22 protein-coding genes are annotated in these 25,144 nt (G+C 66.0%); 9 read left to right on the top strand and 13 right to left on the bottom strand.

Annotation, left to right across the window (positions count from 1 at the left end; genetic code table 11):
- The first annotated feature begins 74 nt into the window (after nt 1-74).
- The 7 genes from sucC (at nt 75) to lpdA (ending at nt 9,179) form a co-directional block, all read left to right on the top strand.
- The gene (gene sucC, locus DL899_RS06855) at nt 75-1,268 is read left to right on the top strand and encodes an ADP-forming succinate--CoA ligase subunit beta (protein ID WP_111733244.1); all 1,194 of its coding nucleotides are present in this window, start codon (nt 75-77) and stop codon (nt 1,266-1,268) included.
- Nucleotides 1,269-1,395: 127 nt separating this feature from the next.
- Nucleotides 1,396-2,283 carry a succinate--CoA ligase subunit alpha gene (gene sucD / locus DL899_RS06850; protein ID WP_111733243.1) on the top strand — a complete coding sequence of 296 codons (888 nt, stop codon included), beginning with the start codon at nt 1,396-1,398 and terminating at the stop codon, nt 2,281-2,283.
- Between the two features lie 44 nt (nt 2,284-2,327).
- The gene (locus DL899_RS06845) at nt 2,328-2,783 is read left to right on the top strand and encodes a DUF805 domain-containing protein (RefSeq protein ID WP_111733242.1); all 456 of its coding nucleotides are present in this window, start codon (nt 2,328-2,330) and stop codon (nt 2,781-2,783) included.
- A gap of 102 nt (nt 2,784-2,885) precedes the next feature.
- Nucleotides 2,886-3,086 carry a hypothetical protein gene (locus DL899_RS06840; RefSeq protein ID WP_111733241.1) on the top strand — a complete coding sequence of 67 codons (201 nt, stop codon included), beginning with the start codon at nt 2,886-2,888 and terminating at the stop codon, nt 3,084-3,086.
- A gap of 19 nt (nt 3,087-3,105) precedes the next feature.
- Nucleotides 3,106-6,060 carry a 2-oxoglutarate dehydrogenase E1 component gene (locus DL899_RS06835; RefSeq protein WP_111733240.1) on the top strand — a complete coding sequence of 985 codons (2,955 nt, stop codon included), beginning with the start codon at nt 3,106-3,108 and terminating at the stop codon, nt 6,058-6,060.
- 4 nt (nt 6,061-6,064) lie between these two features.
- On the top strand, nt 6,065-7,615 hold the full coding sequence (odhB, locus tag DL899_RS06830) for a 2-oxoglutarate dehydrogenase complex dihydrolipoyllysine-residue succinyltransferase (RefSeq protein WP_111733239.1): 1,551 nt from the start codon (nt 6,065-6,067) through the stop codon (nt 7,613-7,615).
- A 169-nt stretch (nt 7,616-7,784) separates the two neighbouring features.
- The gene (lpdA, locus tag DL899_RS06825) at nt 7,785-9,179 is read left to right on the top strand and encodes a dihydrolipoyl dehydrogenase (protein ID WP_111733238.1); all 1,395 of its coding nucleotides are present in this window, start codon (nt 7,785-7,787) and stop codon (nt 9,177-9,179) included.
- Nucleotides 9,180-9,183: 4 nt separating this feature from the next.
- Here the strand turns inward: lpdA and DL899_RS06820 are convergent, their stop codons facing one another.
- From DL899_RS06820 to DL899_RS06805, 4 genes are read right to left on the bottom strand one after another with little or no spacing between them, the layout of a single operon-like run.
- Nucleotides 9,184-9,786, bottom strand: a complete 603-nt coding sequence (locus DL899_RS06820; protein ID WP_111733237.1) for a pyridoxamine 5'-phosphate oxidase family protein — start codon at nt 9,784-9,786, stop codon at nt 9,184-9,186.
- Nucleotides 9,764-10,507: a lysophospholipid acyltransferase family protein gene (locus DL899_RS06815; protein WP_111733236.1), complete on the bottom strand. Its 744-nt coding sequence runs from the start codon at nt 10,505-10,507 to the stop codon at nt 9,764-9,766. Before DL899_RS06815 ends, DL899_RS06820 begins: the two co-directional genes overlap by 23 nt.
- On the bottom strand, nt 10,504-11,391 hold the full coding sequence (locus tag DL899_RS06810) for a cell division protein FtsX (protein WP_204355264.1): 888 nt from the start codon (nt 11,389-11,391) through the stop codon (nt 10,504-10,506). Before DL899_RS06810 ends, DL899_RS06815 begins: the two co-directional genes overlap by 4 nt.
- A 14-nt stretch (nt 11,392-11,405) precedes the next feature.
- Nucleotides 11,406-12,083, bottom strand: a complete 678-nt coding sequence (locus DL899_RS06805; RefSeq protein ID WP_111733234.1) for a cell division ATP-binding protein FtsE — start codon at nt 12,081-12,083, stop codon at nt 11,406-11,408.
- 169 nt (nt 12,084-12,252) lie between these two features.
- Between DL899_RS06805 and DL899_RS06800 the strand changes: the two genes are divergently transcribed.
- Entirely contained in the window at nt 12,253-13,056 is an 804-nt protein-coding gene (locus DL899_RS06800; protein ID WP_111733233.1) for a zinc-ribbon domain-containing protein, read from the top strand.
- Nucleotides 13,057-13,073: 17 nt separating this feature from the next.
- Here DL899_RS06800 and DL899_RS06795 read toward each other — a convergent pair whose 3' ends face one another.
- From DL899_RS06795 to argH, 4 genes are all read right to left on the bottom strand, one after another.
- A complete protein-coding gene (locus DL899_RS06795; RefSeq protein ID WP_111733232.1) occupies nt 13,074-15,674 on the bottom strand; it encodes a TIGR02302 family protein in 2,601 nt (866 codons plus the stop codon).
- Between the two features lie 46 nt (nt 15,675-15,720).
- Complete coding sequence (lysA, locus tag DL899_RS06790; protein ID WP_111733231.1) at nt 15,721-16,986, bottom strand: diaminopimelate decarboxylase; 1,266 nt, start codon at nt 16,984-16,986, stop codon at nt 15,721-15,723.
- A 68-nt stretch (nt 16,987-17,054) separates the two neighbouring features.
- Complete coding sequence (locus DL899_RS06785; protein ID WP_111733230.1) at nt 17,055-17,234, bottom strand: argininosuccinate lyase; 180 nt, start codon at nt 17,232-17,234, stop codon at nt 17,055-17,057.
- Complete coding sequence (argH, locus tag DL899_RS06780) at nt 17,231-18,622, bottom strand: argininosuccinate lyase (protein WP_111733229.1); 1,392 nt, start codon at nt 18,620-18,622, stop codon at nt 17,231-17,233. The genes DL899_RS06785 and argH overlap by 4 nt, the downstream gene beginning before the upstream one ends.
- A 22-nt stretch (nt 18,623-18,644) precedes the next feature.
- On the opposite strand from argH, the gene DL899_RS06775 reads away from it, so the two are divergent.
- Nucleotides 18,645-19,265 (top strand): TlpA disulfide reductase family protein, encoded by a 621-nt coding sequence (locus tag DL899_RS06775; RefSeq protein WP_111733228.1) that lies wholly within the window; start codon nt 18,645-18,647, stop codon nt 19,263-19,265.
- A gap of 10 nt (nt 19,266-19,275) precedes the next feature.
- Here DL899_RS06775 and yihA read toward each other — a convergent pair whose 3' ends face one another.
- The 5 genes from yihA to ttcA all read right to left on the bottom strand — a co-directional run bounded on the left by yihA (nt 19,276) and on the right by ttcA (nt 25,122).
- A complete protein-coding gene (gene yihA / locus DL899_RS06770) occupies nt 19,276-19,929 on the bottom strand; it encodes a ribosome biogenesis GTP-binding protein YihA/YsxC (RefSeq protein ID WP_111733227.1) in 654 nt (217 codons plus the stop codon).
- Nucleotides 19,926-20,675, bottom strand: coding sequence for an MOSC domain-containing protein (locus tag DL899_RS06765; protein WP_420820957.1), 750 nt, complete (start codon nt 20,673-20,675; stop codon nt 19,926-19,928). The genes yihA and DL899_RS06765 overlap by 4 nt, the downstream gene beginning before the upstream one ends.
- Nucleotides 20,672-22,513: a membrane protein insertase YidC gene (gene yidC, locus DL899_RS06760; RefSeq protein WP_111733225.1), complete on the bottom strand. Its 1,842-nt coding sequence runs from the start codon at nt 22,511-22,513 to the stop codon at nt 20,672-20,674. Before yidC ends, DL899_RS06765 begins: the two co-directional genes overlap by 4 nt.
- Nucleotides 22,514-22,663: 150 nt before the next feature.
- Nucleotides 22,664-24,199, bottom strand: coding sequence for an EAL domain-containing protein (locus tag DL899_RS06755; RefSeq protein WP_111733224.1), 1,536 nt, complete (start codon nt 24,197-24,199; stop codon nt 22,664-22,666).
- Between the two features lie 53 nt (nt 24,200-24,252).
- Nucleotides 24,253-25,122 (bottom strand): tRNA 2-thiocytidine(32) synthetase TtcA, encoded by an 870-nt coding sequence (gene ttcA, locus DL899_RS06750; RefSeq protein WP_111733223.1) that lies wholly within the window; start codon nt 25,120-25,122, stop codon nt 24,253-24,255.
- Nucleotides 25,123-25,144: the final 22 nt, after the last annotated feature.

Raw genomic sequence — 25,144 nt, 5'->3', positions numbered from 1 at the left:
CCAAAACCTCTTTCAAATGACCACGCGAATGCGCGTATACGGGTTCTGATTGTTAGTCAGGACGGAAGAGTTTCATGAACATCCACGAATATCAGGCCAAGGCCCTGCTGCGCTCTTACGGCGCGCCGGTCTCGGACGGCCGTATCGTGCTGCGCGCCGAAGAGGCCAAGACCGCCGCGGGCGAGTTGGACGGCCCGCTTTGGGTCGTCAAGGCACAAATCCACGCCGGCGGCCGCGGCAAGGGCAGCTTCAAGGAACCGCGCGCCGGCGAAGGCGGCGGCGTCAGGCTGGCCCGCTCGGTCGAAGAGGCCGCAGAAGAGGCCAAGCGCATGCTGGGTCAGACCCTGGTGACCAAGCAGACCGGCCCCGCCGGCAAGCAGGTCAACCGCATCTACATCGAAGACGGGTCCGGCATCGAAAAGGAATTCTACCTTGCCCTGCTGGTCGATCGCAGCAGCAGCCGGGTTTCTTTCGTCTGCTCGACCGAAGGCGGCATGGATATCGAGGAAGTCGCCGAAAGCACCCCCGACAAGATCCTCAGCTTTTCGGTCGATCCGGCCACCGGCTATCAGCCGTTCCACGGCCGCCGCATCGCCTTTATGCTCGGGCTCTCGGGCAAGCAGGTCAAGCAATGCGTCGCGCTGATGGGAACGCTCTATCAGGTGTTCCTGGAAAAGGACATGGAGATGCTGGAAATCAACCCGCTGATCCTGACCGACGGGGGCGACCTGAAATGCCTCGATGCCAAAATGGGCTTCGATTCCAACGCCATCTACCGGCATGCCGACATCGCCGAACTGCGTGACGTGTCCGAGGAAGACCCCAAGGAACTGGAAGCCTCGAAATACGATCTCAACTACATCGCGCTCGATGGCGAGATCGGCTGCATGGTCAACGGCGCCGGGTTGGCGATGGCAACGATGGACATCATCAAGCTGTACGGCGCGGAACCGGCGAACTTTCTCGACGTGGGCGGCGGCGCGACCAAGGAAAAGGTCACCGAGGCGTTCAAGATCATCACCTCCGACCCGCAGGTCAAAGGCATCCTGGTCAACATCTTCGGCGGCATCATGCGCTGCGACGTCATCGCCGAGGGCGTCGTCGCCGCGGTCAAGGAAGTGGGCCTGCAGGTGCCGCTGGTCGTGCGCCTCGAAGGCACCAATGTCGAAAAGGGCAAAGAGATCATCGGCCAGTCCGGCCTGAACGTGATCGCCGCCGACGACCTCAAGGACGGCGCCGAAAAGATCGTGAAGGCGGTGAAGGGGTAATCGGAATGGCGGCCATGCGCGTCACCACGTATACCGTCACCCGCTTCACTCCGGACAGCCGCGACGGCTGACCCGTCATCATAGCGGCCGCCCACCGGCGGCAGAAACATGAAGGAGCACGCCACCAATGGCCGTACTCGTAGACGAAAACACCCGTGTCATCTGTCAGGGCCTGACTGGCAGCCAGGGCACGTTCCACTCTGAACAGGCCATCGCCTATGGCACAAAGATGGTCGGCGGCGTCACCCCCGGCAAGGGCGGCACCACGCACCTGGACCTGCCGGTCTACAACTCGGTTCACGAGGCGATGGCCGAAACCGACGCCAACGCCAGCGTGATCTATGTTCCGCCGCCCTTCGCCGCGGATTCGATCCTCGAGGCGATCGACGCCGGCATGCCGCTGATCGTGTGCATCACCGAGGGCATCCCGGTGCTGGACATGATGCGCGTGAAGCGTGCGCTGATGGACAGCACGTCGGTGCTGATCGGCCCCAACTGCCCCGGCATCATCACCCCCGACGCCTGCAAGATCGGCATCATGCCCGGCCACATCCACAAGCGCGGCACCGTCGGCGTGGTATCGCGTTCGGGCACGCTGACCTACGAGGCGGTCAAGCAGACCACCGATGTCGGGCTGGGCCAGTCCACCTGCGTCGGCATCGGCGGCGACCCTATCAAGGGGACCGAACACATAGATGTGCTGGAATGGTTCCTTGCCGATGACGAAACCGAATCTATCATCATGATCGGTGAAATCGGCGGCTCGGCCGAGGAAGAGGCGGCGCAGTTCCTCAAGGACGAGGCAAAGAAAGGCCGCAAGAAACCGGTCGCCGGCTTCATTGCAGGGCGCACCGCACCTCCGGGCCGGCGGATGGGCCATGCCGGCGCCATCGTCGCCGGCGGCAAGGGCGGCGCCGACGACAAGATCGAGGCGATGCGCTCTGCCGGGATCGTCGTCAGCGAAAGCCCCGCCGGGCTGGGCGAGGCGGTGCTGGAGGTGATCGGAAAGAAATAGGGGGACACCAAAGACCGTCCGCCACACAACAGAGGGGAACGCACATGGATTTCGTAACTGCCGTCAAGACCTGCCTGACGCAGAAATACGCCACCTTTTCGGGCCGCGCCTCGCGGTCGGAATTCTGGTGGTTCGTGCTGGCCTATGTCATCGGCATGCTGGTCGTTTCCCTCGCTCCGGTTCTGCCGTTGCTCTATGTTCTGGCGCTGTTCGTTCCGATGCTGGCGGTCGGGTTCCGCCGCCTGCAGGACACCGGCCGGCCGGGCTGGTATTTCCTGATCCCCTCGCTCTACAACCTCGCGATGCGGTTCCTGGGCTTCGGAAATCCCGAGATCGACCCGACCAGCGGCATGCCGACGGAACTGCCTTCGACCGGCGGCATGGTGCTGAGCGCCATCTTCGGCCTCATCGGCCTGGCCATCGCGGTGGTGTACATCTACTGGCTGACCCGCCCGTCCGAACCGGAAACGAACGCCTATGGCCCTCCGCCGGCGGCATGAGGACGAGAATATTCGCAACGGTTTCCCATATGCGCCAAGGGCGGCCCCGTCCGCGGGCGGAGGAGCAGCCCACGCTTATGAAGGCGGGCGGGGGTTCACCAGATGTTGGAAACGCTGAATTGGCTGACAATCACCACGCCTTTCATTGCCGGTTTCACGGCCTACAACTGGGGCACTGAAAAAGGTGAGGGCCGGATAATACCGGCTATCGTCGGCGCCTTGGCTTTTATCGGCCTGATCGCGATCTGGTACGTTCTTTATCAGATCCTCGAATTTCCACTTTGGATGAAATGGTTCAACTAGAAACCGGGAGGCAAATCCCATGACCGAGCAATCCCCGAACGACGGCTTCCACGCCTCTTCCTTCATGCAGGGGGCAAACGCCGAGTATCTCGAACAGCTCTACGCCCGCTATGCCGAAGACCCCGGCGCGGTCGATGCTGCCTGGGCGGACTTTTTCAAGCAACTCGGCGACGGCGAGGCCGACATCCGCAAGGAAGCCGCAGGCCCCTCCTGGGCGCGGTCCGACTGGCCGCCCCAGCCCATGGATGACCTGACCGGCGCGCTGACCGGCGAATGGCCGGCCGAGGCGGAAAAGGCGGGCGAAAAGATCAAGACCAAGGCGGCCGAGATCGGCGCAGAGGTGTCGGACGAAGCGGTCAAGCGCGCGGTGCTCGATTCGGTGCGCGCGCTCATGCTGATCCGCGCCTACCGCATCCGCGGCCACCTGGCCGCCGACCTTGATCCGCTGGGCCTGCGCGACAGCGGCTATCGGCCCGAACTCGACCCCAAGTCCTATGGTTTCTCCGAGGCCGACATGGACCGGCCGATCTTCATCGACAACGTGCTGGGGCTGCAGGTGGCCTCGATGCGCGAAATCCTCGGCCTCGTCCAGCGCACCTATTGCGGCACCTTCGCGCTGCAATACATGCACATTTCCGACCCCGAGCAATCGGCATGGCTCAAGGAACGGATCGAGGGTTACGACAAGGAAATCCGCTTTACCCGGCAGGGCCGCAAGGCGATCCTGAACAAGCTGGTCGAGGCCGAAGGGTTCGAAAAATACTTGCACGTCAAGTACATGGGAACCAAGCGTTTCGGCCTTGATGGTGGCGAAAGCCTGATCCCGGCGATGGAGCAGATCATCAAGCGCGGCGGCCAGCTGGGCCTGAAGGAAATCGTCATCGGCATGCCCCACCGCGGTCGGCTTTCGGTGCTGGCCAACGTTCTGGGCAAGCCCTATCGCGCCATATTCAACGAATTCCAAGGCGGCAGTTTCAAGCCGGACGAGGTCGACGGCTCGGGCGACGTGAAATACCATCTTGGCGCCTCGTCGGACCGCGAATTCGACGGCAATTCCGTTCACCTCAGCCTGACCGCGAACCCCAGCCACCTCGAGGCCGTGAACCCCGTGGTTCTGGGCAAGGTCCGCGCCAAGCAGGACCAGTGGAACGACGCCGATCGCACCAAGGTTCTGCCGGTGCTGCTGCATGGCGACGCCGCCTTTGCCGGTCAGGGGGTCGTGGCCGAGGGCTTTGGTCTCTCGGGCCTCAAGGGGCACCGAACCGGCGGCACCATCCACATCGTCGTGAACAACCAGATCGGGTTCACCACGGCGCCGCATTTTTCGCGCTCGTCCCCCTACCCCACCGACATCGCGCTGATGGTCGAGGCGCCGATCTTTCACGTCAACGGCGACGACCCCGAGGCGGTCGTCCACGCCGCCCGCGTGGCCACGGAATACCGCCAGAAATTCCACAAGGACGTGGTCATCGACATATTCTGCTATCGCCGCTTTGGCCACAATGAGGGGGACGAACCGATGTTTACCAACCCCCTGATGTACAAAAAGATCAAGGGCCACAAGACCACGCTGGCGCTCTATACCGACCGGCTGGTCAAGGACGGGCTGATCCCCGAGGGCGAAGTCGAGGACATGAAGGCCGCCTTTCAGGCGCACCTGGCCGACGAATTCGAAACGGGCAAGGAATACCGCCCCAACAAGGCCGACTGGCTGGACGGCAAGTGGTCGCATCTCGACCGTCAGGACAACGATTATCAGCGCGGCGCAACCGCGATCGCGCCCGAAACGTTCGAGGAAATCGGCCGCGCACTGACATCCGTGCCCAAGGACTTTCCCCTGCACAAGACCATCGCCCGCCTGATCGAAACCAAGAAAAAGATGTTCAAGACCGGCCAGGGCTTTGACTGGGCCACCGCCGAGGCCATCGCCTTTGGCTCGCTCCTGCTCGAAGGCTACCCTGTTCGCCTCTCGGGGCAGGACAGCACCCGCGGCACGTTTTCACAGCGCCACTCTGCCTTCATCGACCAGGAAACCGAAGAACGCTATTTCCCGCTCAACAATATCCGCGCGGGCCAGGCCCAGTACGAGGTCATCGATTCGATGCTGTCGGAATACGCGGTTCTGGGATTCGAGTACGGCTATTCGTTGGCTGAGCCCAACGCGCTGACATTGTGGGAGGCCCAGTTCGGCGACTTCGCCAACGGCGCCCAGATCATGTTCGACCAGTTCATCAGCTCGGGCGAATCGAAATGGCTGCGCATGTCCGGCCTCGTCTGTCTGCTGCCCCACGGGTTCGAGGGGCAAGGCCCCGAACACTCATCCGCCAGGCTGGAACGTTTCCTGACCATGTGCGGACAGGACAACTGGATCGTGGCCAACTGCACCACCCCGGCCAACTATTTCCACATCCTGCGCCGGCAGTTGCACCGCACCTTCCGCAAGCCGCTCATCCTGATGACGCCGAAATCGCTGCTGCGTCACCGGTTGTGCGTTTCAGGTACGGATGATTTCACCACTGGCTCGTCCTTCCACCGCGTGTTGTGGGACGATGCCCAACAAGGCCACTCCGATACCAAGCTCAAGCCCGACAACAAGATCCGCCGCGTGGTGCTGTGCTCGGGCAAGGTCTATTTCGACCTGCTGGAAGAACGCGACAAACGCGGCATCGACGACATCTACCTGATGCGGATCGAGCAGTTTTACCCGTTCCCGGCCCTCGCCATGGTCAAGGAGATGGAGCGATTCAAGCAGGCCGATATCGTCTGGTGTCAGGAAGAGCCCAAGAACCAGGGCGCCTGGAGCTTCATCGAACCCAACATCGAATGGGTGCAGTCCCGCATCGGGGCCAGGCACACCCGGCCGATCTATGCCGGCCGCCCCGCTTCGGCTTCGCCCGCCACCGGGCTTGCCTCGCAACACAAGGCCCAACAGCAGGCGCTTATCGACGCCGCCCTGACCATCGAAGGAAAGTGAACCGATGACCATCGAAGTACGCGTGCCCACGCTGGGCGAATCCGTGACCGAGGCCACCGTGGCGACCTGGTTCAAGAAACCCGGCGACGTCGTCGCAGCCGACGAAATGCTGTGCGAGCTGGAAACCGACAAGGTCACCGTCGAGGTGCCCGCCCCCGCCGCCGGCAAGATGGCCGAGATCATCGCCAAAGAGGGCGAGACCGTAGGCGTCGATGCCCTGCTGGCCACGATTTCCGAAGGGGCCGGCGCCGATGACGAACCCGCCGCCACCGAACCCGCCGATGCGGACAAACCGGCGGGCGATGCCCCCGCCGCCGACGCCGACGCCTCGGGCGACAGCATCGACGTGATGGTGCCGACGCTGGGCGAATCAGTGACAGAGGCCACCGTCTCGACCTGGTTCAAGGCGGTGGGCGACAGCGTCGCCGCTGATGAGATGCTGTGCGAGCTGGAAACCGACAAGGTCTCGGTCGAGGTGCCCGCCCCTGCCGCCGGTACGCTGACGAATATCATCGCCGGCGAAGGCGACACCGTGCAGGCCGGCGGCAAGCTGGCCGAAATGGCCTCGGGCAGCGGCGCAGCCGCACAGCAGCCCCCGGCGGGCGACGCGCAACAGGCCGCCCCCGCAGCACCCGCAACCGGCAAGGATGTCGAGGATGCCCCCTCGGCCCGCAAGGCGATGGCCGAGGCAGGCCTTTCGCCCGACCAGGTCCAGGGATCCGGCCGCGACGGGCGCGTCATGAAGGAAGACGTGGCGAAGGCCGCGGCGGCTGCCGACACTGGCCCCGCCACCACCTCTGCCCCGGCAGCGGCCCCCGCTCAGGCCCCGCGCGCCCCGGTCCCCGCCGAGGACGCATCGCGCGAAGAGCGCGTGCGCATGACCCGCCTGCGCCAGACCATCGCCCGCAGGCTCAAGGACGCCCAGAACGCCGCCGCCATGCTGACCACCTATAACGAGGTCGACATGACCGAGGTGATGGCGCTCAGGACCGCCTACAAGGACGAGTTCCAGAAAAAGCACGGGGTCAAGCTGGGCTTCATGTCCTTCTTCACCAAGGCGTGCTGTCACGCGCTGAAAGAGGTGCCCGAGGTCAACGCCGAAATCGACGGCACCGACATCGTCTACAAGAACTTTGTGCATATGGGCATCGCCACCGGCACGCCCACCGGCCTTGTCGTGCCGGTGATCCGCGACGCCGACAGCCTGTCATTCGCCGACATCGAAAAGCAGATCGCCGAAAAGGGCGCCCGCGCCCGCGACGGCAAGTTGTCGATGGCCGAGATGCAAGGCGGCACCTTCACCATTTCCAACGGCGGCGTCTACGGCTCGCTGATGTCCTCGCCGATCCTGAACCCGCCGCAATCGGGCATCCTGGGCATGCACAAGATCCAGCAGCGCCCGATGGTCGTGAACGGCGAAATCGTCGCCCGTCCGATGATGTACCTGGCGCTCAGCTATGACCACCGCATCGTCGACGGCAAGGGCGCGGTCACCTTCCTCGTGCGCGTCAAGGAAGCGCTGGAAGACCCGCGCCGTCTGCTGATGGATTTGTGAGCCCACGCCAAACAACGGGCAGCGCCCGCCCGAGGGGGGCGTCGGGCGTTACCCCTCGCCACGCCGCACTGAATGCTTCATCTGGCTCTAAATACCTCGGGGGAGTCCCGGACCTGATCCGGGACGGGGGCAGCGCCCCCGCCTCCGCCCAACAAAAAAGGAAACCCTCATGACTTCCTATGACGTCATCATCATCGGCGCCGGCCCCGGCGGCTATGTCGCCGCCATCCGCTGTGCCCAACTGGGGCTGAAAACCGCCTGTGTCGAGGGGCGCGAAACATTGGGCGGCACCTGCCTGAACGTCGGCTGCATCCCCTCCAAGGCGCTCTTGCACGCCTCGCACCAGCTGCACGAGGCCCAGCACAACTTTCCCAAGATGGGCCTCAAGGGCAAGGCGCCCTCGGTCGACTGGAAGGCGATGCTTGCCTACAAGGACGATGTCGTCGGCCAGAACACCAAGGGCATCGAGTTCCTGTTCAAGAAGAACAAGATCGACTGGCTCAAGGGCTGGGGCAGCATCCCCGAGCCCGGCAAGGTCAAGGTCGGCGACGAGGTCCACGAGACCCGCAACATCATCATCGCGACCGGCTCTCAATCCTCTTCCCTTCCGGGCGTCGAGGTTGATGAAAAGATCGTCGTCAGTTCCACCGGCGCGCTGGAATTGCCCAAGGTCCCGAAAAAGCTGGCGGTGATCGGCGCCGGCGTGATCGGGCTGGAACTGGGCAGCGTCTATGCCCGGCTCGGGTCCGAGGTGACGGTGCTGGAATATCTTAATCACGTCACCCCGGGCATGGACGGCGAGGTGCAAAAGACCGTTCAGCGCATGCTCAAGAAACAGGGGCTGACCTTTGTTCTGGGCGCCGCCGTGCAGGGTGTCGAGACGCTCAAGACCAAGGCCAAGGCCAAGGTCAACTACACCCTCCGCAAGGACAACAGCGAACACCAGCTTGACGCCGACGTCGTTCTGGTCGCCACCGGGCGGCGACCCTATACCGACGGGCTCGGCCTGGACGCGCTGGGGGTCGAGCTGTCCAAGGGCGGCCAGATCAGGACGGACGAGCACTGGCAGACCAGCGTCAAGGGCATCCACGCCATCGGTGACGCGATCGCCGGGCCCATGCTGGCCCACAAGGCCGAGGACGAAGGTATGGCCGTGGCCGAGGTCGTCGCCGGCAAGGCTGGTCACGTCAACTATGGCGTCATCCCCGGCGTGATCTACACCCACCCCGAGGTTGCCAGCGTCGGCAAGACCGAGGAAGAGCTCAAGAAAGAGGGGCGCGCCTACAAGGTCGGCAAGTTCTCGTTCATGGGCAACGCGCGCGCCAAGGCCGTGTTTGCCGGCGATGGCTTCGTCAAGCTGCTGGCGGACAAGGAAACCGACCGCATTCTCGGTGCCCATATCATCGGCCCGGCGGCGGGCGACCTGATCCACGAGATCTGCGTCGCGATGGAATTCGGCGCCGCGGCCGAGGACATCGCACTGACCTGCCACGCCCACCCGACCTATTCAGAGGCCGTGCGCGAGGCCGCGCTCGCCTGCGGCGACGGGCCCATCCACAGCTAGGCGCCTACCACATCCGCGGTCGCGCGTTCCTTTCGTACTCGGCGTCGTAGGCCGCGCCACCATTTTCACCATCGGTCATTTCCGCAAGGATCTGGCCGGTGGTGGGCACGCTGTCGCGGTCATCCCGCCCCCAAAGGCCCGACCGCAACAGCGCCTTGGCGCACTGGATATAGACCTCGGCAATCTCGATCACGATCACCGTCGCGGGCAGGGTGGTGCCGCGCGCAAAGCTGCCGCGCAGCGCCTCGTCATCGGTCAGCACCGCACGTCCGTTCACGCGCACCGTGGTGGTCGATCCCGGCACCAGGAACAGCAGCGCCACGCGCCCGTCCTCGACGATGTCGCGCAGCGCGTCCAGGCGGTTGTTTCCGCGCCAGTCGGGCATCAGAATGGTGCGTTCGTCGCGCACCCGCATCACCGGGCCGTCATCCCCGCGCGGGCTGCCATGCACGCCCAAAGGCCCCGCGGTGGACAGGATGCAGAACCGCGAGCCCTCGATCCATTGCCGGTAAAGCGGGGTCAGCCGCGTCGCCACCTTTTTCAGCGCCAGTGGCACCGGTTCGGGGTAAAGCGCCGTCAGTTCCTCAACCGTTTCGATTTTCCGCATTAAATCCCGCCTCCTTCATCAGCCGGTTCGAGGCATCCTCGACCTCACGCTCCAACCGGGTCATGAAAACGCGTTTGTCCAGCCCCGCCTCGATCGGCGGCAGGAATTCGACCACCGCAAGGCCTGGCTTGCGCAGGATGCCCTTGCGTGGCCAGAACAGGCCCACATTGGTGGCTGCCGGCACGCAGGGCTGGCCCAGCTCCTCGTACAGCACGCCGGTGCCGATCTTGTATGGCGCACGCACGCCGGGGGCGATGCGTGTGCCTTGCGGATAGATGATCAGTTGCCCCGGCGCCTGCCGCCCCCTGGCAACGTCCGCGACCATCTGCCGGATCGCGGCGCTGCGCTTGCCCCGGTCGACGGGAACGCAGCCGATCCTCAGCGCATATAGCCCCAGAACCGGCGCCCACATCAACTCGCGCTTCATGATGAACTTGCCGTCCGGAACCGCGCCGAAAATCAGGATGATATCCAGAAACGACTGGTGCTTGGCCGCGATCATCACCTCGCCGCTGGGCGGGGTGCCCCGAACCTCGGTGCGCAGGCCGACCATCCAGCGTGCGCTCCATCGTACCCAGCGGCACCAGGCATGGCAGGCATAAAGCGCCCCGCGCCGGCTGACCGCCGCCCAGGGCAGGAAAAAGACCCCCATCAGCCCCATCATCAGATAGATCGACGCCACGAAGACCAGTGAACGCAGCCACTGCAGCGCGTGGCTCATGGCATGTTCCTCAGGGTTCGGCGGGCGGCGGCCCGGGTGGCGGCAAAGGCCACCAGCGCCGCCAGCGGCGGAATGATAAGCGGCCACAGCCAGTGCCAGCCCCGAAACCCGAGCCCGGTCAGAAAACCGCCCTCGGGCTGGGCCTGCGGCAGCGCGACGATCGCCAGCGCTCCCAGAACCGTGCCCAGCGCGGCCCCGGCCAGCGTGCGCAAGGTAAAGCGCCGCTCGAACGCGCGCGCAATATAGGCATCGCGCGCACCGACCAGCCGCAGCACGCCGATCACCTGCGCATTGGCGGCCAGCGCGGCGTTGGCGGCCAGGGTGATCATCGCCGCCGTCGTCGCCGCGATCAGCAGGATCGACGCCCAGCCCAACAGCCGCAGACGGCTGGCCGCGCGCACCAGCGGGCGGCGCCAGCGGGTATGATCGTCCAGCACCGCGCCCGGTGCCTCGGCCGCCAGCCGCAGGCGCAGCCCGTCGGCGTCATAACCCTTTTCGGTCTCGATTACCTCGATCAGGCGGGGGATCGGCAGGGTTTCGACCGGCAGATCGGGGCCGAACCACGGCTCCAGCAGGGCACGCTGTTCTTCGTCCGTCAGCGCCCGCGCGCTGGCCACGCCCTTGGTCGTTTCCAGCACCTTCAGCACCGCCTCTGTCTGCGCCGCCATCTCGCCCGCCGGCGCAGAAATGCGGACGGTCGAGGTGCGCGCCAGCTCGGCCCCCCAGCGATCGGCCAGCCGCCCGGTGGCCAGCGACAGCGCCAGCGCGAACACGGTCAGGAACGCCATCGCAAAGGCGCTGAACAGGGTCAGCCGGGCGGTAAAGCCGGTCGGCGGCACCACCTTGCCCGACTGGGCGTCGCCGGCCAGGAATTCCGCCAACATGCCGAGTACGCGCCTCACAGGTCCGCCCCCGCCAATTGCACGCGCCGGTTCGAGATGCGCAGCACCCGCGCCTGGACATGGCTTTTGGCCGCGCGGATAAGGGCGATGTCATGGGTCGCGATCATGATCGTCTTGCCCATGCGGTTCAGCTCTATCAGCAGGCGCATCAGGCGTTGGGACATTTCCCAGTCGATATTGCCGGTGGGCTCGTCCGCCAGCAGCACGTCGGGCGACATGATCACCGCCCGCGCCAGCGCCGCGCGCTGTCGCTCACCGCCCGACAGTTCGGGCGGCAGGGCATGGGCGCGCTCGGTCAGCCCGACCCAGTTGGTCAGTTCCTTAAGGTTCGCGCTTTCCGCCAACAGGTCGCGCCCCGCCACCATCAGCGGCAGCGCGATGTTGTCCGACACGCTGAGATGGTCGAGAAACTGGCAATCCTGGTGGACCACACCGATGCGCCGCCGCATCAGTGCGATGTCGTCGCGCTCCATCTCGCGCACGTCGCGCTCGAACAGCCGCACCTGGCCCGCAGTGGGTACCAGCGCGCCATAGCACAGCTTTAGCAGCGTGGTCTTGCCTGCCCCGGACGGACCGGTCAGGAAATGGAACGACCCCGGCTGCAGCCGAAGCGAGATATCGCTCAGCAACTCGCCACCGCCATAGTTGTAGGCCACATTTTCCAGCTCGATCAAAGCCGACCCTCGTTCGCGCAACGGGCCTTTCATGCCCCAGAGCCCGCGACGGCGCAACGGCAAGTGCCCAAATTGCTTTGCCCTTTCGCCGTGCAGTCGTTACACCTATGGTCGAAAAGACAGCCGGACGCAAACCGGCGGGGGCCGAAACAAGGCAACGGGTGACGACATGAGGCTCACTTGTCCCAATTGCGGGGCGCAGTACGAAGTTCCCGACGAGGTCATTCCCGAAAACGGGCGTGACGTGCAGTGCTCGAACTGCGGAGAGACCTGGTTCCAGGCGCATGGCGACGACGCACCGCCAGAGATGGCCGCGGACTACGAACCTGCCGGTGCGGATGACGAAACCGGCCAGGACTGGCCCGAACCGCAAGGTGACGACACCGCCGAACCCGCACCGGACGAAGAACCCCAGGCGGCCCAGCGCCGCGGGCTGGATGACGACGTCGCCAGCGTGCTGCGCGAAGAGGCCAAGCGCGAGGCACAGGCCCGCGCCGCCGAGGCTGCCGCCAATTTGGAATCCCAGCCCGACCTGGGGCTGTCCGAACCGCAGGACGATACTGACCAACGTTCGCACCAGGCGCGGGCGCGGATTGCACGCCTGCAGGGCACGGCGGACCCTCAGCCCGAACCCGTCGAGGACGACATCAACCCGGGCTCCCGCCGCGACCTGTTGCCTGACATCGACGAAATCAACTCGACCTTCGCCGCCGACACGCCATCCGACAGTGATGACAGTTCGGCCCGCGACGGCACCAGGGCCACCGACCAGCCCGCGCGCGGCGGGTTCGGCCGGGGTCTGCGCATGGCCATCCTGCTGGCGCTTATCGCCACCGCGCTCTATCTTTTTGCGCCTCAGCTGGCTGACGCCGTTCCGGCGCTGGCCGATCCGCTGGCCACCTATGTCGGCGCCGTGGACCAGCTGCGCGTCATGCTGAACGAACAGGTGTCGGGGATGCTGGCGCAGCCCTGACGGCGGTTCTGCGCGGATCAGAACCGTTCCAGCAGCCGTCTGAGATATTCCAGCTCGACATCCGGGCGCTCACCTTGGCCCGAACGGCGGCGGATTTCATCCAGCAGTTCGCGCGCGCGGCGATAAACGTCTTCGCCCTGCAGCAGGCTGTCCGGCGAGCCAAGCTGCGCTCCTCGGCCGGCGCGCCGGCCCAACGGATCGGACTGTTCGTCGCCGGGTCGGCCCATCGCCTCGCCCTGGCCGCCGGGAGTGCGGTTGTTCTCGGCCAGCGCCTCGCCGAGGTTGCGCATACCCTCGCGCAGCGCCTCGATCGCCTCGGCCTGGCTGTCAAGCGCCTCGGCCAGATCCTCTCGCCTCAGCGCATCCTCAGCCCCACGCATGGCCCGTTCGGCGCGGTCCAGCGCCTCACGCGCGGCGTCGCCGCCCTCGGTCCCGGCGCCGGGCAGGCTGCCGCGCTGGCGTTCCAGTTCCCGGCGCAGCGCCTCTTGCCGGTCGGCCAGCGATCCTTCCCCCTGCCCTTCGGCGCTCTGACCGTCTTGGCCCTCACCGGGCTGTTCACCCTGGCCGCCGCCCTGGCCCTCGCCCTGTCCGGGCTGGTGGCTTTGCCCGCGCCCAAGGCCGCCGTCGCGGCCCTCGTTTTCCTGCGACTGGCCCGAACGCGCGCCGGGGTTGAACTGTTCCTGCAGGTCGCGGAACGCCTGATCCGACAGCCCCTGCTGATCGCGCAGCGTGTCGGCCAACCCCTCCATCGCCTGCTCGCCCGGGCTCTGGCCCTGCTGACCCTGCTGGCCCTCGGCCATGCGCAGGTTTTCCATCATCTGCTGGAACTCGCGCAGCGCCTGCTCCGCCTCGGCGAAACGGCCCTGTTCCATCAGCTCCTGTATGCGGTCCAGCATGTCCTGCAGGTCCTGGGCGTCGAGCATCATCATGTTCTCTGACAGCTCCTGGTCGCCGTCCTGCTGATCGCCCTCGCGCTGGGCCTGCTGCGCCTTCTGGCGCAGATAGTCCTGCGTTGCGTCGCGCAATTCATCCATCAGCCGCGCGATTTCTTCCTCGCTGGCGCCGTTGCGCATCGCCTCGCCCAGCCGTTCCTGCGCCGCGCGCATCCGCGCCAGCGCGTCACCGATATCGCCATCCTCGAGGATCACGCCCAAATCCCACAGCGCCTGCGCAATCTCGTCGCGCGCCTGCATACTCAGCGCATCCTCGCGGATCAGTGTTTCAAGCCGCCGCAGGATCACCCGAAAGCGCAGATAGGCACCATTCGAGCGGAACAGCCCGGTCTCGGGCCGGTGCGAAATCGCCCGCATCACCTGCGCCACGCGCGGCGCGTTCTCGCGCGACCACAGCAGGTCGCGGCGCTGTTCGATCACCGATGCCGCCAGCGGGTCAAAGAACCGCCGCGCCGGCAGCGTCATCGGTGCCGGCAGGTTTTGCCCCGCCTGCCCGGCCTCGTCGTGCACCTCCAGTTCCAGCACCACCGGCAGATGCGCCCAAGGGTGCTGCGACAGGTTTTCGATCAGGGTTTCGATAAAGTCGCTGCGATCACCGGCAATCGGCATCGGCAGGTCCAGCACGATATCCTCTCGCGGCTCGGGCTCGACCGCAAGGCCGTGACGCCTGTCCAGCTCCGCCATGTCCAGCCGGAACACGGCCCGTCCCTGCACCACGCCATAATCGTCACGGGCATGAAACGGCTGGCTCATCTGCCCGTCGAAATCGGTCTTGGCCCCGTCGGGCATCAGCGCCACCTCGGGCGGGGTATCGGGGATGGCGGTGACGGTCCAGGACCGCCCGCCGGGTCCAGCGATTTCCAGCGTTCCGTCGCGCGCCACGTCAAAGAACTGCTCGGGGCCGGTCACGGGTTCCTGCCCGACCTCACGGTCCGACACGGTTTCGGCCACGCCCAGCGCGCCGACCTCGCCATAAAGCCGCAGCGTCACGCGGCTGCCCTCGGGCACCCGGATCTCGCCATTCTGGTCATTCAGGTAAAGGCTCGGCAATCCGGTATAGGCGGGCGGCTCGATCCAGCCTTCCCACGCCGGGCCGCCGGCCAGTGCACCACCGCCGGGCCCCACCCGCGCCACCGTGCCCACCCGCAGCACCGAACCGAACATCAGCCCGACCACCAGCATCAGCAACGCCACATAGCGCAGCCCGAACGGGTCGCGCGACGCCAGCCGCAGATCGGGCGCCACCGCCCGCGCCCTGGCCGTCCGTTCGGCCATGCGCGCCAGATGCGCCCGCCACAGTGCCTCTGACTGGGGGTCGCCCTTGCCGACCGCCTGCGCATCCGCCAGCGCGCTCAGCGGCCGGCCGGCAAGATGGCTGTCGATCCGCGCCAGCGCCTCGTGCCGCGCGGGCCAGCGGAACACCAGCGCACCCCGCACCGCGAAGACCACCATCGCCACCCCGGCCAGCAACGCCAGCGGCCAGGGCGCCCCTGCAGGCAAGTGATCGTGCAGCCCCAGCATCAGCACCGCCACCACCGCGGCGACCAGCGTCCACAGCGGCCAGAAGGCACGCACCAGCCGTTCGGCCGCCAGTCCGGCCCATGTCAGGGCCAGCGGCAGCCTCAGCCGCGCCATGATGGCGCTGGGGGGGGTGTTTTTCGCCATGCTCCCTATCCCTGGCCGGGTCGGGGCGCGCGGGGTTCCGCGCGCCTTACAGCCATTCGGGGATGGTATCGCGATTTATGATCTCGTCAAAGCTCGGCCGCGCGCGGATCACGGCAAAGCGATCCCCCGCCACCAGCACCTCGGGCACCAGCGGGCGGGTGTTGTATTCGCTGGCCATCACCGCGCCATAGGCGCCGGCGCCGCGAAACGCCACCAGGTCGCCCTGCGCGATGGGCGGCATCATGCGACCGCGGGCGAATGTATCGCCGGTTTCGCAGACCTGCCCGACGATGTCATAGGGCGCCTGTTCGGCCCCCGGCGCGGGCTCTGCCACGGTGACGATATCGTGATGGGCATCGTACATCGCCGGGCGGATCAGGTCGTTCATGGCGGCGTCGAGGATCAGGAAATCGCGGCCCTCGCCCGATTTCACATAGATCACGCTGGCCACCAGGATACCGGCATTGCCGACCACCAGGCGCCCCGGCTCTATCTCGATCTCGCAGCCCAGGTGGCCCAGCGTCTGGCGGATCAGGGCGCCGTAATCCATCGGCAACGGCGGCGACTCGTTCGAGCGCGTGTAGGGAATGCCCAGCCCCCCACCCAGGTCGAGCCGGCGGATGTCATGGCCATCGGCGCGCAGCGCTTCGGTCAGGTCGGCCACCTTTTCATAGGCGGCGCGAAACGGCGCCAGGTCGGTCAGCTGGCTGCCGATATGCACGTCGATGCCCACCACCTGCAGCCCCGGCAGGGCGGCAGCCTGGGCATAGACCTCGCGCGCGCGCGCGATCGGCACGCCGAACTTGTTCTCCGACTTGCCGGTGGCGATCTTGGCATGCGTCTTGGCATCCACATCCGGGTTCACCCGGATGGTAATGGGCGCAACCCGGCCCAAACCCAGCGCCACCTCGTTGAGCATCAGCATCTCTGGCTCGCTCTCGACGTTGAACTGACGGATGCCGCCCTCAAGCGCGGCGCGCATCTCTTCGCGCGTCTTGCCCACGCCGGAAAAGACGATGCGTTCGCCCGGCACGCCGGCCGCCCTGGCACGCGCGTATTCCCCGCCCGAAACCACGTCCATCCCCGCGCCCAACGCCGCCAGCGTCTTGAGGATCGCCTGGTTGCTGGCCGCCTTCATCGCGTAGCAGACCAGATGGTCGAGCCCCTCCAGCGCCTCGTCGAACAGTCGAAAATGCCGCGTCAGCGTGGCGGTGGAATAGCAGTAGAACGGCGTACCCACCTCTGCGGCGATGTCCGCCACCGGTACGTCCTCGGCGAACAAGGCGCCGTCACGATAAAGAAAGTGGTCCATCCCCGGCCCCGCCTGCCAGCCAATTCAACGATACGAAATCACATGCCGGGCATGACCGCTGACGCGGCTCACGTCCCCACGCCCCAGCCCACCGAAAGCGGGCCGTTCTTGACCGTCACCCCGGCCGAGCCGCTGACGCCGTGCGGCCCCGCGCCGACATTGGCATTCATCGAGGGCGCAATCGGCTCACCATCGACGCCGCAACCGGCCAGCAGGGCCAGCATCAGGACTGCGCAAAGACGTTTCATTTCAGGGCCTCCTTCCAGCGGGCGATCTGTTCGCGCACGCGTTCGGGCGCGGTACCGCCAAGGCTTGTGCGCGACGCCACCGAATTGTGCACGCCCAGCACCTCGAAGATATCATCAGTGATGCCCGAATCCACTGCCTGCATGTCAGCAAGGTGAAGGTCGGGCAAATCACAACCCTTTTCCTCGGCCAGAGCCACCAGCCGGCCGGTGACGTGGTGCGCATCGCGGAACGGCATGCCGCGCACCCGCACCAGCCAGTCGGCCAGGTCGGTCGCGGTGGCAAAGCCGGTGCCCGCCGCCGCCTCCAGCGCGGCGCGGTCGGGGGCCATGTCCGCCACCATCCCGGCCATCGCGGCAATCGCCAGCATCAGGTTGTCGGCGGCGTCAAAGACCTGTTCCTTGTCTTCCTGCATGTCCTTGGAATAGGCCAGTGGCAGCCCCTTCATCACCGTCAACAGCGCGACCCCGGCACCAAAGATGCGCCCGGTCTTGGCCCGGATCAGCTCTGCCGCGTCGGGGTTGCGTTTTTGCGGCATGATCGACGAGCCTGTTGAAAACCGGTCCGACAGGCGCACGAAACGGAACTGCGCCGACGACCAGATCACCAGCTCTTCGGCCAGGCGGCTGAGATGCATGGCACAGATCGACGCCGCGCCCAGGAATTCCAGCGCGAAATCGCGGTCGCTGACAGCATCGAGGCTGTTGGCGCAGGGCCGGTCGAACCCCAGCGCGCGCGCAGTCATCTCGCGGTCGATGGGAAAGGACGTGCCCGCCAGCGCCGCTGCGCCAAGGGGGCATTCGTTCATCCGTGCCCGCGCATCGCGAAACCGCCCCAGGTCGCGGCCGAACATCTCGACATAGGCCATCATGTGATGGCCCCAGGTCACCGGCTGGGCCACCTGCAGATGGGTAAAGCCCGGCATCACCCAATCGGCGCCCGCCTCGGCCTGCGCCAGAAACGCGCGACACAGTGTCACCAGCGCCGCATCAACCGCGTCGATCTGGTCGCGCACCCACAGCCGGAAATCGGTCGCCACCTGGTCATTGCGCGAACGCGCGGTGTGCAGCCGCCCGGCCGGTTCGCCGATCAGGTCCTTCAGCCGCGCCTCGACATTCATGTGAATGTCCTCAAGCGCGGTCGAGAAAGTGAATTCGCCACCCTCCATCTCTGACAACACCGTGAGCAGCCCTTCCCCGATGGCCTCGGCGTCGCTATCACTGATGATGCCCGTGGCCGCCAGCATCGCGGCGTGGGCCCTCGACCCGGCGATGTCCTGGACCGCCAACCGCTTGTCGAACCCGATCGAGGCGTTTATGGCCTCCATGATCGCGTCCGGTCCGGCGGCAAAGCGGCCGCCCCACATCTGGTTCGAGGTCTTGTCCGTCATGCTGGCCCTCCCGGGAGGTAGAATGCGCCTGAATCTCTCCGCCCTGCTTTATATAGCCGCCGGCGCCTGTGCAATCGGCGCAGCCGCATTGTACCTCATGCCCGCCGACAACGCGGATGGCGGCACCGGCGGTGCCGCCCATTCCGAGCTGGCCGCGATGCTGGATGACGACATGAAAAAGCTCGTCTTTCACAGCTCTTCCAAGCCAGTGACGAAAACCGCGTTCGAGGCTGATGGCGGCGGCACTGGAACGCTGGCCGACTTCAAGGGCAAGATCGCGCTGGTCAATTTCTGGGCCACCTGGTGCGCGCCCTGCCGCAAGGAAATGCCGATGCTGGCCGAGTTGCAGACCGAGCTGGGCGGCGGCGACTTCGAGGTCGTCACCATCGCCACCGGGCGCAACCCGCCGCAGGCGATGAAGGATTTCTTTGCCGAGATCGGCGTCGACAACCTGCCGCTGCACCGCGACCCCAAACAGCAGATGGCGCGCGAGATGGGCGTTGCCGGCCTGCCGGTCACGCTGATTCTCGACCGGGACGGGCGCGAGGTGGCGCGCATGCTGGGCGACGCGCATTGGAGTTCGGACAGCGCCAAGGCAATGTTGCGCAAGATCATCACCGACACCGCCCCGGGCGAGGGCTGAACGCCCGGCGTCAGGCCAGCGCGGCGATTTCCGCCCGCAGCGTGGCCAGCCCTTCGCTCTTTTCGGACGAGGTCAGGATCAGTTCGGGATAGGCGGCCGGATGGGTCGCCAAGCGTCCACGCGTCTGTTCCAGCACTCGGTCCAGGTCCTGCGCCTTGACCTTGTCGGCCTTGGTCAGAACACACTGAAAGGTGACGGCGGCGCTGTCGAGCAGTGACATGATCTCTTCGTCCACCGGCTTGACCCCGTGGCGGGCATCGATCAGCAGAAAGGCGCGGCGCAGCGTCGCGCGCCCGGCCAGGTACTGTTTCAGCAGCGCCTGCCACGCCGCGACCTTGTCCCGCGGCGCCTGGGCATAGCCATAGCCCGGCAGGTCAACCAGGTAGTGGCTTTCGCCCAGCGCAAAGATGTTGATTTCCTGCGTGCGGCCCGGGGTGTTCGACGCCCGCGCCAGCCCCTTGCGCCCGGTCAGCGCGTTGATCAGCGACGACTTGCCGACGTTCGAGCGCCCGGCGAAACAGACCTCGGGCCTGTCGCCCGGCGGCAAGCCCGACATCGCCACCACGCCCTTGACGAAGGTGACCGGCCCGGCGAACAGCCGCCGCCCGCGTTCTGCCACCTCGTGTGGCGGTTCGGGTGCAAGGGGAAAGGGCAGGCTGTTCATGTCAGCGGCTCGACCGTGTCGCCGACGGCCAGCACGCCGCCGCTGGTGACCTCGGCATACAGGCCGAACTCGGTATGCCCGAACTCGTTTTTTAGTGCGCCCAGCGTATCGGCGTCGCGTTTGCCGGTCTCGGGGTTGGCAGCGGTCGCAAGGCATCGGCCGATTGCCTCGCGCACCGTCAGTTCCGCCCCGCCGGCGCGCAGGCGGCGACCGATCCATTCCCGTTCGGCCCAGGGCTCCAGCCCCTCAAGGTGGATATTGGCGCGCCAACGCAGCGGTGACAGCACCTGGCCCATACGCCGGCCCAGGTCCTCGCCCGAGGCGAGGTTGACCAGGCTCAGCGACGGGAACTCGGTATCGGTCATGCCACGCCCCTCGACCCGCAGGATGCGCGCCGATTGCGCGCGCTCCTCCGGCATCAACGGACGCACCCAGTCGAGAAACACCGCCTCTTCGCGGTCGGGATCGAATGTCAGGTCGGGGCGGTCGGGATGCGACAGGGTGACCGTGCCGGCGGCGGTGTCGGATCGCGCCGTGATTGCCATCAGCGCCGCTGCCTTGGCCCCGCGCGAAAAGTTGGCGCAGGGCGCCCAGGCGCTGCCGTCTGCGCGCGCAGCCTCGTGCGCGACGGCCCAGCGCCTGTCCCACGGCATGGTCTGCCCTGCGGCAAGTGTCACCGATTGCAGCGATTCGCATCCGTGGGCCTTGATCGGATGCCGCCACAACGCGGCGACGCGGGCCATCACTTGTCCTCCGCACCGGACTTGCGCTTGAAGCTGGACTTGATGTTGCCGAACACGTCCGGCTTGTAGCCGTGGCTGCGCATGATCAGGTACTGCTGGGTAAAGGTCAGCGTGTTGTTGGTGATCCAGTACAACACCAGCCCCGATGCAAAGTTGCCCAGCATGAACATGAACACCCAGGGCATCCAGGCAAAGATCATCTGTTGCGTCGGGTCGGTCGGCGCGGGGTTGAGCTTTTGCTGCAGCCACATCGAGACACCCAAGCAGAGCGGCAGGAACCCGATGAAGATCAGCGCCAGCACGGATCCGGGTTCGGGCGCGTCCCAGGGCAGCAAACCCCAGAGATTGTAGAGCGACGAAGGATCAGGCACCGACAGGTCGCGGATCCAGCCGATCCAGGGGGCGTGGCGCAGCTCGAGCGTGACGAAGATCACCTTGTAGAGCGAGAAAAAGATCGGGATCTGCAACAGGATCGGCAGGCAGCCCGAGGCGGGGTTGACCTTTTCCCGCTTGTAGAGCGCCATCATCTCTTTCTGCAGCTTCTGGCGGTCGTCGCCGGCGGTCTCTTTCAGCTTTTCCATCTGCGGCTGCAGTTCTTTCATCTTCGCCATCGAGACGTAGGATTTGTAGGCCAGAGGGAAGAGCAGCGCCTTGATGCAGAAGGTCAGCGCGATGATCGCCCAGCCCATATTGCCGATCACCTGGTTAAGCCAGTGCAGCACCGCAAAGATCGGTTTCGTCAGGAAAAAGAACCAGCCCCAGTCGATCGAATCGATGAACTTAGGAATGCCTGCCTCGTTCTGGTAGCTGCGGATCGTGTCCCATTCCTTGGCGCCGGCGAACAGCCGGGTCGAGGCGGTCGCGCTTTCGCCCGGGGCCAGCGTGACGGTGGGCTGCCTGGCGGTGGTCTGATAGATGGCGCGGCGGGTATCCTGGAAGGTGCTTATATGGGTTCCGGAGCCCGATGCGGGGATCAGCGTCGTCATCCAGAAGTGATCGGTAAAGCCGGTCCAGGTGGCCTCTTCCACGGCGATGGTCTCGTGCGCGCTGGCCGGCTCGAAATCGTCATAGTCGATCTCGGTCAGCTCACCGTCGACCATCTGGATGCCACCCTCGTGCAGGATGAAGAAGTTCTTGAGGTCCGCCGGCAGGCCGTGCCGGGCAAGAATGCCATAGGGGGCCAGCGCACGGGTCTCGCCGCCGGCGTTTGTGACCGACTGGGTGACGGTGAACATCAGCTTGTCGTCGATCTGCACCTCACGGCGGAAGGTCAGCCCGGCGCCGTTGTCCCAACTCAGGACGATGGGGTTTTCAGGGGTAAGGGGGCCACCGCTTTCAACCTGCCACATCGTGTTGGCGCCCGGCACCTGGTCGGGGGTCAGCCCGGCCCCGGGCGCCCAGCCAAAGAGCGCATAGTAGGGCTGATCGCTGCCGACCGGCGACAACAGCGTGACGATCTCCGAATCCGGGTCCAGCGTTTCGCGGTATCCCTTCAGCGACAACTCGTCGATGCGCCCGCCGCGCAGCGAGATGGAGCCTTTCAGCGTTGGCGTGTCGATGGTGATACGCGGCGTGTCGTCCTGCGTCTGCTCGACCGCGCCGGCGCTGGCGTCACCGGTGACGCCCGAGGTGGCCGCCGGTGGGATCGCGGCGCCCGGTTCCGTGGCGACGGGGGCGCTGGCCACGCCATCGGCCGGGGCCTGCTGCTGGGTGGCGCTTTCGGGCGCTGTCAGGCTGGCCTGTTCGGGCGCTTCTGCCGGCGGAAACAACACGAACCACAGCAGAATCACCAGAAAGCTGAGCGCGGTTGCAAGAAGGAGGTTCTTGTTCTGGTCGTCCATCGCCGGCGATCACCTGTCCTGTTCCCAGTCTTGGGGGTTCAACAGAGTGACGGCCAAAAGGTCAAGTGGATTATCGGTCGCGCCGGCCCAAGCCCGGCAAGAATTCCGCAAATCAAGCCCCCGCGGTCAGGCCTGGCGGCCCCGGTCCGCTCAGGGCATGGCGCGCCCGATCTCGGGCGGCGACCCCAGTTTCGCGGCATGTTCGCTCAACCAGCATGGCGTGCGCTCATACGGTATCGGGCGGGCGATGCCGAAGCCCTGCACATGGCCGCAGCCAAGCTGCGCCAGCAGCGCATGCTCGCCCGCGCTTTCCACCCCCTCGGCCAGTGTGTCGAGCTGCAGCTGCTCTGCCATCGTCAGGATCGCGGCGACCATCCGCTGCTGATCGGGGTCGCCGTCGATACCCCGTACAAAGGACCGGTCGATCTTTAACCGGTTGAGCTGAAACCGCCTGAGCGACGAAATCGACGCGTGCCCGGTTCCGAAATCATCCAGGTCGATGCGACAGCCCATCTTGGACAGGCGCCGGATATTACGCGCGGTGGCATCGTCGGGCGAGACCGACACCACGGCTTCGAGGATCTCGACCGTCAGGCAGCTTGCCGGCAGGTCGTGACGATCCAACTCCCACGCGATGGCATCGGCAAGGGCCGGGTCCCGCAGGCTGACAGGTGAGAAATTGACCCCGACGCTGGGGATGCCAAAGCCCAGCGCGCGCCATTTTCCCAGCGCACCCAGCGCATCGCGCAGGATCACCTCCTGCAGCTGGGCGGCCAGCCCGGCACGTTCGAGATAGGGCAGGAAACGCGCCGGCGCCAGAACGCCGCGCTGCGGGTGACACCAGCGCGCCAGCGCCTCGAACCCCGAGACGCGGCCGGTATCGGTGCAAAGCTGGGGCTGGAACCAGGCGGTGATTTCGCCCCCCTCAAGCGCGCGAACCGCTTCGTCATGCAGACGCAGGGGGCGCGGCCCCGCAACGGGGCCGCGTTTCGGCCCCGACCGGCGCAGACAGATCGTCGCCGGGGCGGTTTCGCGCGCCTCGGCCAGGGCGGCGGCGGCCGCCGCCATCAGGTCCTTGCCGGTGTCGCGCCCGACCGCTGCCATGGCAATGCCGATACAGACGGAAAAACCTGCCACCGCGCCGGGCTTGCCATCGATGCGCTGCGACCCCTCCTGCAGGCGTGCGCCCATCTGCCACAGCGCATCGGCGGTCATCCGGCGCGCCGGGGCAGGCACGATGCCGAATGGCCCGCCTCCAAGAAAGAAGATGCGATCGCGCCGGCGCAGGCTGGCCTGCAGGTGCAGCGCGACATGATCAGCAAGGGCGGCGGCGGCAAGCCCTTCGCCATCGCGCAGGCGGTCGTGATCATCCATTTGCAGCATGATGCAGGCCGCCATCCCGCCGCCGGGATGGCCAAGCGCCGCATCGAGCGCCTGCCGCAGCGACCGCCCCGACACCACCGGGGGTCCGATATCCGCAGTGCCGCGCCGGTGCCGGCCAAAAGCGCCCGCCAACAGCAGCGCCGCGGGCACCGCCAGTGTTGCCAGCGCCAGCGCATCCTCGCCCCCCACGCGGTGGCCCAGGAACAGCACCACAGGTAACAGCGCCACCGCCATCGGGCCGGTCAGCAGCGCCGCCGCGCGGCGGCGCAGGGAAAACAGGCTGTGATAAAGGCGACGTATCATGCGGCATCCCAAGCTTGCGCAGGCAAGGCTAGGAATGGTGCTTCAACAACCTCTTAACGCAGCCGGGGAACCGGTTCGGGATTTGATTCGAATTCGACCGATTCCCGCGAAAGCCCCGCGAAATCGAAAAGCTTTGGATCGAGCAGGTGCGAGGGCCGGGCGTTCATCAGCGCGCGGAACATCACCTGTCGGCGGCCGGGCGCGTTGGCCTCCCACCCGTCGAGGATGCGCTTGACCTGCTGGCGCTGCAACCCGTCCTGGCTGCCGCACAGGTCGCAGGGAATGATCGGATAGTTCATCGCGCGCGCGAAGCGGTCGCAATCGGCTTCGGCGACAAGGGCCAGCGGACGATAGACGAACAGGTCACCCTCTTCGTTCAACAGCTTGGGCGGCATCGTCGCCAGCCGGCCACCGTGAAAGAGGTTCATGAAAAAGGTTTCAAGGATGTCGTCGCGGTGGTGCCCCAGAACAACTGCCGAACACCCCTCTTCGCGGGCGATACGGTAAAGGTTGCCGCGCCGCAGCCGTGAACAGAGTGCACAATAGGTGCGCCCCTGCGGCACCTTGTCGGTGACGATGGAATAGGTGTCCTGGTATTCGATCCGGTGGGGCACACCGCGCGATTGCAGAAACTCCGGCAGCACCGTGGCGGGAAAGCCCGGCTGCCCCTGGTCCAGGTTGCACGCCAGCAACTCGACCGGCAGCAGCCCGCGCCATTTCAGCTCATGCAGCACCGCCAGCAGGGTATAGCTGTCCTTGCCGCCCGACAGGCAAACCAGCCATTTCGCACCCTTTTCGATCATCCCGTATTGTTCGGTCGCCTCGCGCGCCTGGCGCACGATACGCTTGCGCAGCTTGCGGAACCCGGTGGTTTTCGGGGCGCCGGCAAAGAGCGGGTGAATTTCGTCGGCATCGTCGAGCATGCAGCGGGGTTAGTCGCATTCG

Source organism: Roseovarius amoyensis (assembly GCF_003260265.1).
In the GTDB taxonomy this organism is placed as follows: Bacteria; Pseudomonadota; Alphaproteobacteria; order Rhodobacterales; family Rhodobacteraceae; genus Roseovarius; species Roseovarius amoyensis.
The sequence above is the reverse complement of the archived record's forward strand: the minus strand, read 5'-3'. Positions and strand labels throughout refer to the sequence as shown.

Excerpts from the sequence above, each read along its gene's own strand:
- DL899_RS06815 (WP_111733236.1), bottom strand. The coding sequence starts at position 10,507 with ATGAGCCACGCGCTGCAGTGGCTGCGTTCACTGGTCTTCGTGGCGTCG.
- sucD (WP_111733243.1), top strand. The coding sequence starts at position 1,396 with ATGGCCGTACTCGTAGACGAAAACACCCGTGTCATCTGTCAGGGCCTG.
- lpdA (WP_111733238.1), top strand. The coding sequence starts at position 7,785 with ATGACTTCCTATGACGTCATCATCATCGGCGCCGGCCCCGGCGGCTAT.
- sucC (WP_111733244.1), top strand. The coding sequence starts at position 75 with ATGAACATCCACGAATATCAGGCCAAGGCCCTGCTGCGCTCTTACGGC.
- DL899_RS06810 (WP_204355264.1), bottom strand. The coding sequence starts at position 11,391 with ATGTTGGCGGAATTCCTGGCCGGCGACGCCCAGTCGGGCAAGGTGGTG.
- DL899_RS06820 (WP_111733237.1), bottom strand. The coding sequence starts at position 9,786 with ATGCGGAAAATCGAAACGGTTGAGGAACTGACGGCGCTTTACCCCGAA.
- DL899_RS06845 (WP_111733242.1), top strand. The coding sequence starts at position 2,328 with ATGGATTTCGTAACTGCCGTCAAGACCTGCCTGACGCAGAAATACGCC.
- DL899_RS06775 (WP_111733228.1), top strand. The coding sequence starts at position 18,645 with ATGCGCCTGAATCTCTCCGCCCTGCTTTATATAGCCGCCGGCGCCTGT.
- DL899_RS06755 (WP_111733224.1), bottom strand. The coding sequence starts at position 24,199 with ATGATACGTCGCCTTTATCACAGCCTGTTTTCCCTGCGCCGCCGCGCG.
- DL899_RS06785 (WP_111733230.1), bottom strand. The coding sequence starts at position 17,234 with ATGAAACGTCTTTGCGCAGTCCTGATGCTGGCCCTGCTGGCCGGTTGC.
- yidC (WP_111733225.1), bottom strand. The coding sequence starts at position 22,513 with ATGGACGACCAGAACAAGAACCTCCTTCTTGCAACCGCGCTCAGCTTT.
- DL899_RS06835 (WP_111733240.1), top strand. The coding sequence starts at position 3,106 with ATGACCGAGCAATCCCCGAACGACGGCTTCCACGCCTCTTCCTTCATG.
- ttcA (WP_111733223.1), bottom strand. The coding sequence starts at position 25,122 with ATGCTCGACGATGCCGACGAAATTCACCCGCTCTTTGCCGGCGCCCCG.
- DL899_RS06840 (WP_111733241.1), top strand. The coding sequence starts at position 2,886 with ATGTTGGAAACGCTGAATTGGCTGACAATCACCACGCCTTTCATTGCC.
- argH (WP_111733229.1), bottom strand. The coding sequence starts at position 18,622 with ATGACGGACAAGACCTCGAACCAGATGTGGGGCGGCCGCTTTGCCGCC.
- lysA (WP_111733231.1), bottom strand. The coding sequence starts at position 16,986 with ATGGACCACTTTCTTTATCGTGACGGCGCCTTGTTCGCCGAGGACGTA.
- odhB (WP_111733239.1), top strand. The coding sequence starts at position 6,065 with ATGACCATCGAAGTACGCGTGCCCACGCTGGGCGAATCCGTGACCGAG.
- DL899_RS06800 (WP_111733233.1), top strand. The coding sequence starts at position 12,253 with ATGAGGCTCACTTGTCCCAATTGCGGGGCGCAGTACGAAGTTCCCGAC.
- yihA (WP_111733227.1), bottom strand. The coding sequence starts at position 19,929 with ATGAACAGCCTGCCCTTTCCCCTTGCACCCGAACCGCCACACGAGGTG.
- DL899_RS06795 (WP_111733232.1), bottom strand. The coding sequence starts at position 15,674 with ATGGCGAAAAACACCCCCCCCAGCGCCATCATGGCGCGGCTGAGGCTG.